This is a genomic window from Streptomyces sp. NPDC059861 (assembly GCF_042731435.1).
GTDB lineage: Bacteria > Actinomycetota > Actinomycetes > Streptomycetales > Streptomycetaceae > Streptomyces.
In genome coordinates this window covers 86,589-100,873 of sequence record NZ_JBHWJQ010000021.1, presented here as the reverse complement: position 1 = coordinate 100,873, position 14,285 = coordinate 86,589, and the positions used below count along the sequence as shown (strand labels likewise).

Genomic DNA, 14,285 nt, shown 5'->3' with positions numbered 1-14,285 from the left:
GCTGGCGCGGGGCGCGGGGGCCCTGGGCATGGAGGGGCACTGCTCCCATGACCGCCCCGCAAGCAGTCCTCAGGGCGTCTGCCGTGCGGTGGGCCGGCTGCCGTCGAGAAGCACGCGTGCGACGAGCGCGGGGTCGTCGTTCATCGGGACGTGACCGCAGCCGGGCAGCCGGACCAGCCGGGCCTTGGGCAGGATGTACTTGGCGCGGATGCCCTGCCGTGGCACCAGCAGCCGGTCCCTGCTGCCCCAGGCCACGGTGACCGGGATCCCGGTGATGTCGTCGGTGAACCGCACGTCCCGGCCGCTCCGGAGGGTCTGCGCGAACCCTTGGGCACGGGCCAGCGCGAGCGTCTCGGCGACCACCGCCTCGGGCGAACGGCGGGCCGGACGGGCGTAGATGGCGCTGGTCAGCAGTGTGCGGCCCACCGCTGGCCGGGCGAGCGCCTGGACGACGGGCGGCGGCATCCGCCGGGCGATCTGCCGCATGGCCGTGAGCACGGTGAAGGCGTAACGCCGCTCCGCCTGCGACCAGAACCCGGCGGGCGACAGCGCCGTCACCGACCGCACCAGCTTGTCCCGGCCGAGCTGGAGGGCGAGCAGGCCGCCCAGCGAGTTGCCCGCCACATGCGGCCGTTCGAGCCCGAGCGCCTCGCACAGCGCGGCCAGCACGGAGGCCATGGTCGGCAGGTCGTGGGTCAGCCCGTCCGGGAGCGCCGGGGACTCCCCGCACCCCGGCAGGTCCACGGAGATCACGTCCCGCTCTACGGCCAGAACGGGGACGACCGGGTCCCACACCTGCCGGTGGTGGCCGATGCCGTGCAGCAGAACCAGCGGTTCACCGGAGCCCACGCGCGTGTACGCCAGGCTCATGCTGCGCGGGCCGTGCGGGGTGGGGACCGTGAAGGAGACGGTGGCGGACATACAGCTCCTCGTCGGGGACTCGGTGCCGGACATGGTGTAGACACCTTGTCAGCAACGGCTACCGACGGGTAGCCCCCGGTCGCCGTCAACCGCATGGCCGAACGCACCGCCGCAGACACGGCGTTGCCTACGCGCGCAGGAAACGGCCGCACGCGCGTCCGCGGCGAAACCGCCTGGACACGGCGTGACGTGTCGGATGGGATTGCGGGGTGACCGCCGACATCGCCACCGAGGTCTTCGAAGAGCACCGCCCGGTCCTCCTGGGCGTCGCCTACCGCATGCTCGGCCGCGTCGCCGACGCGGAGGACGTGGTCCAGGACGCCTGGCTGCGCTGGTCCGGCGCCGACCGCGCCGACGTGCGCGACAGGCGCGCGTACCTGGTGCGCGTCACCACCCGCCTCGCCCTCGACCGGCTGCGCCAGATCAAGGCCCGCAACGAGGCCTACGTCGGCCCCTGGCTGCCCGAGCCGTATCTCACCGAGTTCGGGGACACAGCCCCCGACACCGTGGAACGTGCCGTGCTCGCCGATTCCGTCTCCCTCGCCGTCCTCGTCGTACTGGAGTCGCTGTCACCGCTGGAGCGGGCTGTCTTCGTGCTCCGCGAAGCCTTCGGCTACCCCTACGCCGACATCGCCGCCATGCTCGACCGCGCCGAACCCGCCGTACGGCAGCTGGCGGGCCGGGCCCGCCGGCACGTCGAGGAGCGGCGCCCGCGCTACGACGTCGACCCGGCCCAGCGCCGCGACCTCACCGAGCGGTTCCTCGCGGCGGCCGGGGACGGAGATCTCGACGGCCTCATGGCGCTGCTCGCGCCCGACGTCCGCCTCGTCGGCGACAGCGGCGGCAAGTCCAAGGCGCCGCTGCGGGTGCTGGAGAGCGCCGACCACGTGGGCCGATTCCTCGTCGGCGCCGCCGGAAAGGGCATTCCTGGCATGTCCTACCGCTTCCTGGAGCTCAACGCCGGCCCCGCGGTCCTCGTCCTGTCCGGCGGCGAACCCGACGCCGTGCTCCAGGTGGACGTCGTCGACGGACGTGTCCAGACCGTCTACGTGGTGCGCAACCCCGACAAGCTGCGATCACTGGCCACCGCCTAGACGCCGTCGTGTCACGTATGTGGCGAGGTGCGAACGGCCCGTGAACGCTCGGCAGCACCTCTCTGTGTGGCTCCCGGGCGATCAATGATTGGTCTTGACCAAGGGTGGGGGCCGTCCTATGGTCGCAGATAAGTACAACAACCTTTAATAAACAAGGGCGCTAAAACGCCGCCGATCACGGCGATTGCGGAGGACAGGGTGGGGACCACGCAGCTGGAATCGGTGCCGGAACCTAAGTACTGGCATCTCAAGACCGTGCTCACGGAGGCACTCGACTCCGAGTTCTCGGTGGGCGAGATCCTGCCCAACGAGCGCGACCTCGCCGCCCGCTTCGGCGTCGCCCGAGCCACGCTCCGCCAGGCCCTGGAACAGCTGGAACTGGAAGGAAGGCTGCAGCGCCGCCGCGGTGTCGGCACGACCGTCGCCCCGCCACGCGTGGGAGTGGCCGTCGGCACCGAGCAGCACGACTGGCCGGGCGGGTCCGGTGACGCCTGGCAGGCCGTCGACTGCGTCGTCGCGGCTCCGCCGGCCGCGGTCGCGGACGCCCTGGAGACGGGCCGCGAGGAGCCCGTGCACATCGTGCGCCGCACCCGTACGACCCACGGCCAGCCCGTCGCCGCCGAGCTGCTCTACATCGCCGAGTCGTCGGTGCCCGACCTGTCGGCCATCGACGCCCCGGCAGGACCGGCACGCGCGCGTGCGGTGCTGCGTGAACTGCAGCGCCTGGAGCTGGAAGGTCAGGACCGCGCGGTCGAGCTCGGCTCGGCCCGCGCCGACGACGCCAAGGAACTCGACCGGCTGCCGGGCGCGCCGGTCCTGGTCGTCACCACCCGCTTCCACGCCGACGGCCGCACCGCGGCGGTCTCCGTCGCGACGTACCGCGCGGACACCTGCCGGCTGACCTTCGGCGACTCGGGCGGAGTGGAGATCCACGAGGGCCCGGAGCGCAAGGCCTCCTGACCGCGGCAGGGATCTCTCTCGTACGGAGCCCCCGAGGACTTCCTCCGGGGCTACGAACGTTTCCTCAGCCCTTGGGCGCCGTGGGCCCGCGAGAGCGCGGGCCGGGGCGCCGGGGGCCCGGACGTCAGCGGGGCGCCGGGGCGCCGGACCTCAGCGGCGCGCGGTCACCGTGCCCTCCACCGCGAACAACTGCTCCTCCACGTGGTCCAGGGCCAGCCGCAGCGCCCCGGTCGCCACCGCCGCCTCACCCAGCAGCGACAGCGTCACCTTCGGCGGCCGCAGGCAGTAGCGCGCCAGTTCGCGACGCAGCGGCTCCAGTACGCCGTCCAGGCCCGCCGCCCAGCCGCCGATCACGACCAGCTCCGGGTCGAGGGCCAGGGCGAGCGCGGCCACGTCGTGCACGAGCCGCTGGATGAACCGTTCGACGGCTGCGATCGCCCGCTGATCACCCTCACGGGCCTGCGCGAAGACCTTGGCGACCGCTTGCTCGTCCAGCGGATGCAAGGGCTCGTCCGTGGTGGACAGCAGCGTCTCCGGCGTCGCCTCCCGGCCCAGCAGATGCAGTGCGCCGATCTCGCCCGCCGCCCCGCCGTATCCCCGGTGCAGCCGCCCGCCGATCAGGGCGCCGGCACCCGGGCTGAGTCCCGCCAGCACGAACACCACGTCGTCGGACTCGATGGCGGAGCCCTTCCAGTGCTCGGCGACCACCGCCGCGTTGGCGTCGTTCTCCACCAGCACCGGGCACTTGAAGGAGCGGCCCAGCCGTTCCCCGAGCCGCAGCCCCGTCCAGCCGGGCAGCGCGGTGCCCAACCTCACGGTGCCGTCCGCCTCGACGATCCCCGGCGTCGCCACCCCGACCGCCCGCAGCGAGCCGCGCGCGATCCCGGCCCGGCGCAGCAGTTCGGCGACGGCGGTGCGCAGCCGTTCCAGTCGTTCGTCGGCGGGCGCGGTCTCGTCGATGTCCTTCGCCTGCGCGCCGACGATCCGCCCGTCCAGGTCCGCGAGCAGCGCGGCAACCCGGTGCGGCCCGATCTCCAGCCCCAGTAGATGCCCGGCCTCGGCCCGGAACCGGAACCGGCGCGCCGGTCGCCCCTGGCGTCGCGTGGCGCCTTCCTCGGCCGCCATCTCCACCACGAGACCGGCTTCGATCAGCCCCTCGACGACCCCCTCTACGGTCGGCCGGGACAGGCCGGTGACGCGGGTGATCTCCGTCAGCGTCGCGCAGTCCGTGGCACGCAGCGCGTGCAGCACCACCGCGGAATTGATCCTTCGCAGCAGCGAGGGATCCCCGCCGGTCAGCCGCCCCAACGTCCGTCCTCCCAGCTCGTGCGCGTGTTCGCCGGATCGTACTCGGCACCGGCGGGCAGCGGCGAGTGCCGGAGCCCTCGAATCCGGCGGGGATTCGGATCAGCCGGGGGAGACGAACCCCGACTCGTAAGCCGTGATCACCGCCTGGGTGCGGTCCCGCGCACCGAGTTTCGTCAGCACCGCGCTGACGTGTGACTTCACCGTCTCCGTGCCGACGACCAAGTGCCCGGCGATCTCCGCGTTCGACAGGCCGCGGGTCATCAGCCGCAGCACGTCCGCCTCACGCTCGGTCAGTCGCGCCCGCTCCAGTGCCGCCCGGGCCGCGCGATTGCCGCCGCTGTCGCCGTACTCCGCGGCCAGCTGCCGTACCGAGGCCGGGAACAGCAGTGAGTCGCCCTCGGCGACCAGCCGCACCGCGTGCACGATCTCGGCCGGCCGGGCTCGCTTCAGCAGGAACCCGGAGGCACCGGCACGCAGCGCCGCGTACACGTACTCGTCGTTCTCGAACGTGGTCACCACCAGGATCTTCGGCGGCTTCTCGACCGTCCGCAGCACCGCGCGCGTGGCCTCGATGCCGTCCAGCAGCGGCATCCGTACGTCCATCGCGACCACGTCCGGCCGCAGCTGCCGCACCAGCGGGATCACCGCCGCCCCGTCGGCCGCCTCGCCGGCGACCTCGATGTCGGGCTGCGCCTCCAGCACGGCCCGCAGGCCCGCCCGTACGAGGGGTTCGTCGTCGACCAGGAGAACGCTGAGCGGCATCCGGCCAGCGTAGATCAGCGCAGCGGCAGCTCCGCACGCACCCGCCAGTCCCCCTCGGCCGGCCCCGTCCGCGCCCGCCCGCCGAGCAGGGCCGCGCGCTCGCGTATGCCCCGCAGGCCGCTGCCCTGCCCCGGGCCGGGTGTCGCCCCGGGCAGCGGATTGCGGACGTCCAGCGTCAAAGTGCCGTCCGCCACCTCGATCCGGACCAGGACCGGAACGGCCCCCGCGTGCCGCAGGACGTTGGTCAGCGACTCCTGGAGGATGCGGTAACCCTCGCGCGAGACGGGCCCCGGCACGGCATCGACAGGCCCGGTCACCTCGGCGTCGACCTTCGCGCCGGACGCGCGTGCCGACTCCAGCAGCCGCTCGGCGTCCACGAGGGTGGGGCGGGAGCTCACCGGCCGCTCCGCCTCACGCAGTACGCCCAGCACCCGCTCCAGATCCTCCAGGGCGGCGCGCCCGGTCTCCTCGATGGCGCCCAGCGCCCGCGCGGTGAACGCCGGATCGCCCGCCGCCCGCGCCGCGCCCGCCTGCACCACCGCCACCGTGAGCGCGTGGCCGATGGAGTCGTGCAACTCGCGGGCGATACGCGTGCGTTCCAGGAGTTGCTCCGTGCGCTCCTCCAGCGTGGCGAGCCGCTCCGCCGCGGAAGGGCCGAGAAGCCGGCGTGCGGCCGCGGTGACCACATGGCCCAGGCCGAGCACCGTCACGTACAGCGCGATCAGTGGCAGGGGCGCCAGCAGCCAGTAGACCCAGGGGGGTTCGACAGTCCACAGCAGGGGGTTGTCGTCGTGCTGCGGGTGCCCGAGCGCGGTCGTGACCAGATCGACGGAGGTGAGTGGCAGCCAGATCGTCGCGAAGGACGCCGCCGCGCCGAGAGCCAGCCGGATCTCCAGCCACAGCGCGGTGCGCCATCGGTCCCGCCAGGTCGACGACGGCGCCGTGGAGATCCCCGAATCCGGCTCGCCCGGCGTCAGCAGCAACTGTGCCTGCACGCCCTCGCCCATCCGCACGGCCGGGATCATGGCGACCGGGATCACCAGCAGCGCCGGCACCCAGGGCCTCGACATGTCGATGAAGAGCCACACGCTGACGAGGAACACGGGCACCCACAGGTGCAGCCAGCGTGTGTATGTCGTCCCCCGCAGCAAGGGGCGCAGCAATCGGCCCATTTCGTCATCGTGCCAGCCACCACTGACAACACACCTCCCCCGGGCGGGGGAGACGATTTCCACGTGCGGGGGAGGAGGACGGCCCGCCCACCGGCCAGGCTGCTGCCATGACCAGCATCCACGTCCAGGACCTCACCAGGGAGTACGGCCCCCGACGCGCCGTCGACCACCTCACCTTCACCGTCCGGCCCGGCCGCGTCACCGGCTTCCTCGGCCCCAACGGCGCCGGGAAGTCCACCACCATGCGGCTCGTTCTCGGCCTCGACCGGCCCACCGCCGGCACCGCCACGGTCGGCGGCCGCCGCTACACCACGCTCCTCGAGCCCCTGCGTACGGTCGGTGCCCTGCTCGACGCCGGCGCCGCCCACGGCTCCCGCACGGGCCGCGACCACCTGCGCACCCTGGCGGCCGGCAACCGCATCCCGGTACGCCGCGTGGACGAGGTGCTGGAGGAGACCGGCCTCGTCCCGGCAGCACGCCGCCGCGTGAGGACGTACTCCCTGGGCATGCGTCAGCGCCTCGGCATCGCGGGGGCGCTGCTCGGCGACCCGGCGGTGATCATGCTGGACGAGCCGTCGAACGGCCTCGATCCCGAGGGCATCGTCTGGATCCGCGGCCTGCTGCGCCGGCTCGCCGACGAGGGACGCACGGTCCTGGTCTCCAGTCATCTGATGAACGAGACCGCGTCGTTCGCCGACCACCTCGTGGTCCTCGGGCGCGGGCGGCTGCTCGCGGACATGCCCATGCGGGAGTTCATCGACGCGCGCGTGCAGCCCTGTGTCCGGGTGCGCACCAACGACCCGGCCGCCCTGAAGGACGTACTCGGACGGCACGGCTACGCGTCCACCGAGACGGAGGACGGCGCGTGGACCGTGGACCACGCGCGCGTGGAGGACATCGGCCGCCTGGCCTCCGAGGCGCGGGTGCCGATCCTGGAACTGACCGCCGCCGCAGGCACGTTGGAACAGGCCTATCTGGACCTGACCGCCGCCGAGACCGAGTTCACCGCCCAGCCCCAGGAGGCCTGACCATGCCCTTCGCTCCCGTCCTGCACGCCGAGTGGCTGAAGATCCGTACGCTCCGGTCGCTGTGCGGCGCGCTGTTCGCGCTGTTCGCCGTGTCCACGGCGTTCTCCGCGCTGGGCGGTACCTCCAGCACCTCGGACCCGGAGTTCGACCCGCTGTCCAACGCGCTCTCGGGCATCCTGCTCGGTCAGGTCGCCGCCGTCGCCTTCGGCGCCATGGCCGTCTCCGCGGAGTACCACGGGGGCGCGCTCCGCGTCTCCCTGGCCGCCGTGCCGCAGCGCGGGCGCTGGTTCGCGGCCAAGCTGACGGCCATCGCCGTACCGGCGTTCCTCGTCGGGCTGCTCACGACCGGCGCGTCCCTCGCGGCGGGGCGGAGCGTGATGGGCGAGGCCGCAGGCGGGCTCACGGCCGGTGAGCAGGCACGCGGCGTGCTCGGTGGTGGTGTCTACCTCATGCTGATGGCGTTGTTCGCGGCCGGGTTCGCCGCCCTGCTGCGCAGCGGCAGCGCGGCGCTCGGCATCCTCATCCCGTTCCTCCTGATCGTGTCGTTCGTCATCGGCGACGCGGCGGGCAAGGCGGTGGAGTTCATGCCGGACCGGGCCGGGTGGATCGTCCTGCAGGAGACATGGGACGGCACTCTCGGACCATGGACGGGGCTGGCGGTGACCGCCCTGTGGACGGCGGTGGCGCTGGCGGCGGGTGCGTGGAGCGTTCTGCGGCGGGACGCCTGACGCGGCGCCAATTGTCAGTGGTGCCGGGTTTACTGGGGTCATGAACATCGCGCGGTGCCTGGACACGATCGACCGGCTGTGCTCCCGCCCCTTTCCGGCGGAGCACGGCTGGTCGGACGTCGGCCGAGGAGGACCGGGCTACTTCATGGCGGAGATGGCGGAGTGGGCGGCCGCGGACCGCGACCGCGCACCCGGGGAGCCCACCGCCGACGACGTCGAGGCCTTCCGGGAGGGGATCGCCCAGCGGCTCGACGAACGGTGGGGAGAGCGTCCCCCGTGGGCGATGCTCACCCTCCGGGTGCGCGCCGAGCGGGGCGAGGAGATACCGGAGCCGTGGGCGAGCATCAGCACCTTGGCGGACGACCTGCGCATTTGGGAGGCGGCCGGTACGGGCCGCTGGGTCGCCCTCGGAGTCGCCCAGGGCGACGAGACGGCCCCGGCCCGCCTGCTGGCGGTCGTGACGGAGGTGGACCCCGAGTGACCGGCTAGCCCTCCGCGGCCACCCGAAGCCGTGCGAACTCCTCCGCCATCGTCCGAGCCGTCCAATGCGCGTTCAATCCGGAAGGGTTGGGCAGCACCCACACCCGGGTGTCCCCGATCGTCCGCTCCTGCGGCCCGATGCGCGCCTTGCGGTCGTCGAAGGCGGCCCGGTACGCGGTGACGCCCACGACCGCGAGCCAACGCGGCCGCAGCCGCGCCACCTTCAGTGCCAGCAGCCGCCCGCCCTCGCGGTACTCCTCGGCGCTCAGCTCGTCGGCCCGGGCCGACGCCCGCGCCACCACGTTCGTGATGCCGAGCCCGTACGAGGGCAACTCGTCCTGCTCGGACGGCTTCAGCAGCCGGGGCGTGAAGCCGGACAGATGCAGCACCGGCCAGAAGCGGTTGCCGGGACGGGCGAAGTGATGGCCCGTCGCCGCGGTCATCAGACCGGGGTTGATACCGCAGAACAGCACGCACAGGCCGTCCGCGACCACGTCAGGGACGAGACGGTCGCGGGCGGCCTGGAGCTCCTCGGGAGTGAAGCGCGTCAGAGGATCGCTCCGGGCGTGTAGCCCGCGGCCTCCGGGCGCTGCTTCACGATCTCCTCGATCCGGCCGACCACGGCCGAGACCTGGTCGGCTGCGGCACCGGTGAAGGACAGCTTGTCGGCCATCAGCTCGTCGAGCGCGGCGCGGTCGAGCGGGACGCGCTCGTCGGCGGCGAGCTTGTCGAGCAGTTCGTTGCGCTCGGCGCCCCGCTCACGCATCGCGAGGGCGCACGCCACGGCGTTCTCCTTGATCGCCTCGTGCGCGACCTCACGGCCGACACCCGCGCGCACCGAGGCCATGAGCACCTTGGTCGTCGCCAGGAACGGCAGGTAGCGGTCCAGCTCGCGTGCCACGACCGCCGGGAACGCGCCGAACTCGTCGAGCACCGTCAGGAACGTCTCCAGCAGCCCGTCCAGCGCGAAGAACGCGTCGGGCAGCGCGACCCGGCGCACCACCGAGCAGGAGACGTCCCCCTCGTTCCACTGGTCGCCGGCCAGCTCACCGGTCATCGAGGCGTAGCCGCGCAGGATCACCATCAGGCCGTTGACGCGCTCGCAGGAGCGGGTGTTCATCTTGTGCGGCATCGCGGAGGAGCCGACCTGACCCGGCTTGAAGCCCTCGGTCACCAGCTCGTGCCCGGCCATCAGCCGGATCGTCTTCGCCAGCGACGAGGGGCCGGCGGCCAGCTGCACGAGCGTGGTGACGACCTCGTAGTCCAGCGAGCGCGGATAGACCTGGCCGACCGAGGTGAAGGCCTGCGAGAAGCCCAGGTGCCCGGCGATCCGCTGCTCCAGCTCGGCGAGCTTGCCGGCGTCCCCGCCGAGCAGGTCCAGCATGTCCTGCGCGGTGCCGACCGGGCCCTTGATGCCGCGCAGCGGGTAGCGGCCGAGCAGCTCCTCGATCCGGCCGTGCGCGACCAGCAGCTCGTCGGCGGCGGTCGCGAACCGCTTGCCCAGGGTGGTGGCCTGCGCGGCGACGTTGTGCGAGCGGCCGGCCATCACCAGCTCGGCGTACTCCCCGGCGAGCTTGCCGAGGCGCGCCAGCACGGCCACCGTGCGGTCGCGCATCAGCTCCAGCGAGAGCCGGATCTGCAGCTGCTCGACGTTCTCGGTGAGGTCGCGGGACGTCATGCCCTTGTGCACGTGCTCGTGCCCGGCGAGGGCGTTGAACTCCTCGATCCGCGCCTTCACGTCGTGCCGGGTGACCTTCTCGCGTTCCGCGACGGAGGCCAGGTCGACCTGGTCGAGGACGCGCTCGTAGTCGGCGATCGCCGCGTCGGGCACCTCGATCCCGAGGTCCTTCTGGGCCCGCAGCACGGCGAGCCAGAGCCGACGCTCCAGCTTCACCTTCTCCTCGGGCGACCAGAGCGTGGCGAGCTCGGCGGAGGCGTAGCGTCCGGCGAGGACGTTGGGGATGCGGGGCTTGGCGGGAGCAGAAGTCACGTAACCGGATTCTACTGGCGGTTTGTGCAGGCCAGCGCCACGGGTCGGTTCGTCGGAACCTACGAGGCGATCGTCAGCCGCCGGACTCGGCCAACTCGGCCGACACGTCGGCGTGGCAGGGCTCCGGCGCGCACCAGCAGGCCGGCGTCCGTCCGCGCAGGTCCGGGACCAGGTCGAGCAGCTCCGGGCGCTCCAGCAGATACGCCCGGTACATCGCCATCGCCTCGGCCCGGGTGCCGTCCCGTCGCCTCGTGGCCGTGTCATGGCGAACGGGTTGTGCAGCGGGTGCCGAGGCAGGTCCCAGCCGCCCAGCGTCAGCGCCGGCCGACGTGGACGACCTCCTCGGGGGCGTCCTCCAGCAGCGGACCGAAGTCGTGGATCCGGCCCCTGAGGTCGATCACCCGCGTCGTCACGGGCGCCCTACGCCAGATCCTCGTACGGCAGCAGGTCGGGCCGCTTCGGCGGGCGGCCGTCCCCGGAGGAGCGGCCGGTGAGCCTGCGTCCTATCCACGGGAGCAGATACTGCCGGGCGAACCGCACGTCCGCGACCCGCCGCGTGGCCCACCTGGGCGGCAGCGTGGCCGCCATCGGCACCCGCCAGTCCGGGTCCTCGGCCTCGTGACCGAGTTCCTGCCAGACCGCCTCCGCGACCCGGCGGTGCCCCTCGGCCGTCAGATGCAGCCGGTCGACGTCCCACAGGCGCGGGTCGCTGAGCGAGCCGGCCCCGTACAGGTCGACCACCACCGCGCCGTGCCGCGCGGCCAGCTCGTCGACGCAGGCGAACAGTTCCTCCATCCGCGGCCGGAACCGCTCCAGCACGGGGCCCTGCCGTCCCGGGCTGCGCATCAGCACCAGCTGTTTGCAGGCCGGGGCCAGCCGTTCCACGGCTTCCTCCAGGAGCCCGCGCACCCGTCCCATGTCGCACTTGGGCCGCAGGGTGTCGTTGAGTCCGCCGACCAACGTGATCACATCGGCGCCCATGGCGGCCGCCACGGGCACCTGCTCGTCCACGATCTGGCTGATCAGCTTGCCGCGCACGGCCAGGTTGGCGTACCGGAAACCGGGCGCGCGGGCGGCCATCCGGGCGGCGAGCAGGTCGGCCCAGCCCCGGTAGGTGCCGTCGGGGAGCAGGTCCGACATGCCCTCGGTGAAGGAGTCGCCGACCGCGACCAGGCTGCTGTATGTGGGTGAGGGGTTCGTCTCCATGGCGTCAGAGATGGTATCCCGAGGCGCATACCCGTCGGTCGGTCACCCTCCCGCTGCCCGGCGCCTCCCCAACCCCAGGGTGGTTCCGCGTCGAGGTCGCCCCCGGCCCCCGGCACGCCCCAGCCCTCACGGTCATCCCCGCCCCGGTGCGCCCCCCGCATCACGCCCACTGCCCGAACAGCTCCCGCAGTACGTCCTCCATGGTCACCAGGCCCGCCAGCCGCCCGTCGGAGCCCAGGACGGCCGCCACATGCGTACGGCTGCCCCGCATCGCGGTGAGGACGTCGTCCAGCGGCGTGGACTCCCGTACGCGCGCGATGGGCCGCATGTCGCGCAGCCGGAACGGCATGTCCCGCGGGGAGGCGTCCAACGCGTCCTTCACGTGCAGGTAGCCGACGATGCGCCGCCCCTCGTCCACCACGGGGAAGCGGGAGAACCCGGACCGGGCCGACAGCCCCTCCAGCTCCTCAGGAGTGACCCCCACGCTCGCGTACACGACGCGCTCCAGCGGGAGCACGACGTCACGCACGGGCCGGCGGCCCAGTTCGAGCGCGTCGTGCAGCCGCTCCTGCGCCCGGTCGTCGATCAGCCCTGCCGCTCCGGAGTCCTTGACGATCCGCGCCAGCTCGGCGTCCGAGAAGGTCGCCGTGACCTCGTCCCTGGTCTCGATCCGCAGCAGCCTCAGCAAGCCGTTCGCGACGGCGTTGATGGTGAAGATCACCGGCCGCAGCGCCCGGGAGAGGGTCACCAGCGGAGGCCCGAGCAGCAGCGCGCTGCGCACCGGCTCGGCGAGCGCGATGTTCTTCGGCACCATCTCGCCGAGCAGCATGTGCAGATAGGTCGCCAGGGCCAGCGCGATCACGAACGACACCGCGTGGCCCGCGCCGGTCGGCACACCCATCGCGTGGAACACCGGCTCCAGCAGATGGGCGATCGCCGGTTCGGCGACCACACCGAGCACCAGCGTGCACAGCGTGATGCCGAGCTGCGCGGCCGCCATCAGCGCGGACACGTGCTCCAGCCCCCACAGCACGGCCTTGGCGCGCCGGTCACCCTGCTCGGCGTACGGCTCGATCTGCGAGCGGCGCACGGAGATCAGCGCGAATTCGGCACCCACGAAGAAGGCGTTCACGACCAGCGTCGCCAGACCGATCAGCAGCTGTACGACGGTCATGGCCGCGCCCCCTTCTCGTCCGTCCCGTCCGTCCCGTCCGTCTCGTCGTCGGGCGGCGCGTGCAGGAGCACGCGCGCGGCCCGACGGCCCCGGGCGTCCAGGACGTCCAGCCGCCAGCCGGCGACCTCGACGCTGTCGCCGACGGCGGGGATGCGGCCCAGTTCGTTCGCGACAAGGCCGGCCAGCGTCTCGTAGGGCCCTTCAGGCGGCCGCAGGCCGACGCGCGCGAGCTGGTCCATGCGGGCGGCGCCGTCCGCGGAGTACAGGGCGTGACCGTCGTCGTCGGCGCCGACCGGGGCGAGGTCGGGGGTCTCGTGCGGGTCGTGCTCGTCGCGCACCTCGCCGACGACCTCCTCGACGATGTCCTCCAGGGTCGCCACGCCCGCCGTACCGCCGTACTCGTCGATGACCACGGCCATCGTGCGCTTGCCGGACAGCCGGTCGAGGAGCCGGTCCACGGTCAGCGACTCGGGGACGAGCAGCGGCTCGCGCATCATGTCGGCGACCCGCACCCGGGGCCGGCGCTCCGCGGGCACGGTCAGGACGTCCTTGACGTGGGCGGTGCCCACGACCGAGTCGAGGCTGCCGCGGTAGACCGGGAACCTGGACAGGCCCGTCGCACGCGTCGCGTTCGCCACGTCCTCGCAGGTCGCCTGCGCGTCCAGGGCGACGACCTGCACGCGCGGGGTCATCACGTTCTCCGCGGTGAGGTCCGCGAGGTTCAGGGTCCGCACGAACAGCTCGGCGGTGTCCGGCTCCAGTGCGCCCTCCCGGGCGGAGTGGCGGGCCAGCGCGGCCAGCTCCTGCGGCCCGCGCGCGGAGGCCAGCTCCTCGGCGGGCTCGATGCCGAAGCGTCGTACCAGGCGGTTCGCCGTGTTGTTGAGATGGGTGATGAACGGACGGAAGATCGCGCTGAACCAGCGCTGGGCGTTGCCCACCCGCCGGGCCACGGCCAGGGGCGAGGAGATCGCCCAGTTCTTGGGCACCAGCTCGCCCACCACCATCAGGAACACCGTCGACAGGGCCGTGCCCAGGACCAGTGCGATCGACGAGGCCATGGAGGAGGAGACGCCCATGCCGCGCAGCGGGCCCGCGATCAGCCGCGCGATGGACGGCTCCGCGAGCATGCCGACCACCAGGTTGGTGACGGTGATGCCGAGCTGGGCACCGGAGAGCTGGAAGGTGAGGTTGCGTGCGGCCTTGAGGGCGCCGGCGGCGCCACGGTCGCCGCGCTCCACGGCCCGTTCCAGATCGCCGCGTTCGACCGTGGTCAGCGAGAACTCGGCGGCGACGAAGGCGCCACAGACGAGCGAGAGCAGGATCGCCACCAGCAGGAGGAGCACTTCGGTCATCGGGTCACCTCCGTCCCATGATCCGGCAGGGCGGTGAGGATCGCGCGATGTCTTGCACGGGGAGGCTCGCCCATGGGCGGACGCTCACACCTTTCGGATAAGGGCCGGTC

At 72.8% G+C, this 14,285-nt stretch carries 14 protein-coding genes and 1 pseudogene; 5 read left to right on the top strand and 10 right to left on the bottom strand.

Annotation, left to right across the window (positions count from 1 at the left end; all coding sequences use genetic code 11):
• Nucleotides 1-69 precede the first annotated feature (69 nt).
• Entirely contained in the window at nucleotides 70-921 is an 852-nt protein-coding gene (locus ACFV6X_RS20050) for an alpha/beta fold hydrolase (RefSeq protein WP_385385355.1), read from the bottom strand.
• A 209-nt stretch (nucleotides 922-1,130) separates the two neighbouring features.
• Between ACFV6X_RS20050 and ACFV6X_RS20045 the strand changes: the two genes are divergently transcribed.
• On the top strand, nucleotides 1,131-2,015 hold the full coding sequence (locus ACFV6X_RS20045; RefSeq protein ID WP_385385292.1) for an RNA polymerase sigma-70 factor: 885 nt from the start codon (nucleotides 1,131-1,133) through the stop codon (nucleotides 2,013-2,015).
• 198 nt (nucleotides 2,016-2,213) lie between these two features.
• Nucleotides 2,214-2,975 carry a GntR family transcriptional regulator gene (locus ACFV6X_RS20040; protein ID WP_365444853.1) on the top strand — a complete coding sequence of 254 codons (762 nt, stop codon included), beginning with the start codon at nucleotides 2,214-2,216 and terminating at the stop codon, nucleotides 2,973-2,975.
• Nucleotides 2,976-3,125: 150 nt separating this feature from the next.
• Here the strand turns inward: ACFV6X_RS20040 and ACFV6X_RS20035 are convergent, their stop codons facing one another.
• From ACFV6X_RS20035 to ACFV6X_RS20025, 3 genes are all read right to left on the bottom strand, one after another.
• Nucleotides 3,126-4,283, bottom strand: coding sequence for an ROK family transcriptional regulator (locus ACFV6X_RS20035; RefSeq protein WP_385385290.1), 1,158 nt, complete (start codon nucleotides 4,281-4,283; stop codon nucleotides 3,126-3,128).
• Nucleotides 4,284-4,382: 99 nt separating this feature from the next.
• The gene (locus tag ACFV6X_RS20030; protein ID WP_385385288.1) at nucleotides 4,383-5,045 is read right to left on the bottom strand and encodes a response regulator; all 663 of its coding nucleotides are present in this window, start codon (nucleotides 5,043-5,045) and stop codon (nucleotides 4,383-4,385) included.
• A gap of 14 nt (nucleotides 5,046-5,059) precedes the next feature.
• On the bottom strand, nucleotides 5,060-6,217 hold the full coding sequence (locus tag ACFV6X_RS20025; RefSeq protein ID WP_385385286.1) for a sensor histidine kinase: 1,158 nt from the start codon (nucleotides 6,215-6,217) through the stop codon (nucleotides 5,060-5,062).
• A 107-nt stretch (nucleotides 6,218-6,324) separates the two neighbouring features.
• Between ACFV6X_RS20025 and ACFV6X_RS20020 the strand changes: the two genes are divergently transcribed.
• The 3 genes from ACFV6X_RS20020 to ACFV6X_RS20010 are packed head-to-tail and all read left to right on the top strand — an operon-like array spanning nucleotide 6,325 to nucleotide 8,454.
• Entirely contained in the window at nucleotides 6,325-7,245 is a 921-nt protein-coding gene (locus ACFV6X_RS20020; protein WP_385385284.1) for an ATP-binding cassette domain-containing protein, read from the top strand.
• Between the two features lie 2 nt (nucleotides 7,246-7,247).
• Nucleotides 7,248-7,973, top strand: a complete 726-nt coding sequence (locus tag ACFV6X_RS20015; RefSeq protein WP_385385282.1) for an ABC transporter permease — start codon at nucleotides 7,248-7,250, stop codon at nucleotides 7,971-7,973.
• A 40-nt stretch (nucleotides 7,974-8,013) separates the two neighbouring features.
• Nucleotides 8,014-8,454 carry a hypothetical protein gene (locus tag ACFV6X_RS20010; RefSeq protein ID WP_385385281.1) on the top strand — a complete coding sequence of 147 codons (441 nt, stop codon included), beginning with the start codon at nucleotides 8,014-8,016 and terminating at the stop codon, nucleotides 8,452-8,454.
• 4 nt (nucleotides 8,455-8,458) lie between these two features.
• Here ACFV6X_RS20010 and mug read toward each other — a convergent pair whose 3' ends face one another.
• From mug to ACFV6X_RS19980, 6 genes and pseudogenes are all read right to left on the bottom strand, one after another.
• Nucleotides 8,459-9,004, bottom strand: coding sequence for a G/U mismatch-specific DNA glycosylase (mug, locus tag ACFV6X_RS20005; RefSeq protein WP_385385353.1), 546 nt, complete (start codon nucleotides 9,002-9,004; stop codon nucleotides 8,459-8,461).
• The gene (gene purB / locus ACFV6X_RS20000; RefSeq protein WP_385385279.1) at nucleotides 9,001-10,443 is read right to left on the bottom strand and encodes an adenylosuccinate lyase; all 1,443 of its coding nucleotides are present in this window, start codon (nucleotides 10,441-10,443) and stop codon (nucleotides 9,001-9,003) included. Before purB ends, mug begins: the two co-directional genes overlap by 4 nt.
• Nucleotides 10,444-10,516: 73 nt before the next feature.
• Nucleotides 10,517-10,856 (bottom strand): annotated as a pseudogene (locus ACFV6X_RS19995) (DUF4326 domain-containing protein).
• Between the two features lie 7 nt (nucleotides 10,857-10,863).
• Nucleotides 10,864-11,649 carry an SGNH/GDSL hydrolase family protein gene (locus ACFV6X_RS19990; protein ID WP_385385277.1) on the bottom strand — a complete coding sequence of 262 codons (786 nt, stop codon included), beginning with the start codon at nucleotides 11,647-11,649 and terminating at the stop codon, nucleotides 10,864-10,866.
• Nucleotides 11,650-11,809: 160 nt separating this feature from the next.
• Complete coding sequence (locus ACFV6X_RS19985) at nucleotides 11,810-12,823, bottom strand: hemolysin family protein (protein ID WP_385385275.1); 1,014 nt, start codon at nucleotides 12,821-12,823, stop codon at nucleotides 11,810-11,812.
• Nucleotides 12,820-14,175, bottom strand: a complete 1,356-nt coding sequence (locus ACFV6X_RS19980) for a hemolysin family protein (RefSeq protein ID WP_385385273.1) — start codon at nucleotides 14,173-14,175, stop codon at nucleotides 12,820-12,822. The genes ACFV6X_RS19985 and ACFV6X_RS19980 overlap by 4 nt, the downstream gene beginning before the upstream one ends.
• Nucleotides 14,176-14,285: the final 110 nt, after the last annotated feature.

Excerpts from the sequence above, each read along its gene's own strand:
- ACFV6X_RS20025 (WP_385385286.1), bottom strand. The coding sequence starts at position 6,217 with ATGGGCCGATTGCTGCGCCCCTTGCTGCGGGGGACGACATACACACGC.
- ACFV6X_RS19990 (WP_385385277.1), bottom strand. The coding sequence starts at position 11,649 with ATGGAGACGAACCCCTCACCCACATACAGCAGCCTGGTCGCGGTCGGC.
- ACFV6X_RS20020 (WP_385385284.1), top strand. The coding sequence starts at position 6,325 with ATGACCAGCATCCACGTCCAGGACCTCACCAGGGAGTACGGCCCCCGA.
- ACFV6X_RS20010 (WP_385385281.1), top strand. The coding sequence starts at position 8,014 with ATGAACATCGCGCGGTGCCTGGACACGATCGACCGGCTGTGCTCCCGC.
- ACFV6X_RS19985 (WP_385385275.1), bottom strand. The coding sequence starts at position 12,823 with ATGACCGTCGTACAGCTGCTGATCGGTCTGGCGACGCTGGTCGTGAAC.
- ACFV6X_RS20015 (WP_385385282.1), top strand. The coding sequence starts at position 7,248 with ATGCCCTTCGCTCCCGTCCTGCACGCCGAGTGGCTGAAGATCCGTACG.
- ACFV6X_RS20030 (WP_385385288.1), bottom strand. The coding sequence starts at position 5,045 with ATGCCGCTCAGCGTTCTCCTGGTCGACGACGAACCCCTCGTACGGGCG.
- ACFV6X_RS19980 (WP_385385273.1), bottom strand. The coding sequence starts at position 14,175 with ATGACCGAAGTGCTCCTCCTGCTGGTGGCGATCCTGCTCTCGCTCGTC.
- ACFV6X_RS20050 (WP_385385355.1), bottom strand. The coding sequence starts at position 921 with ATGTCCGCCACCGTCTCCTTCACGGTCCCCACCCCGCACGGCCCGCGC.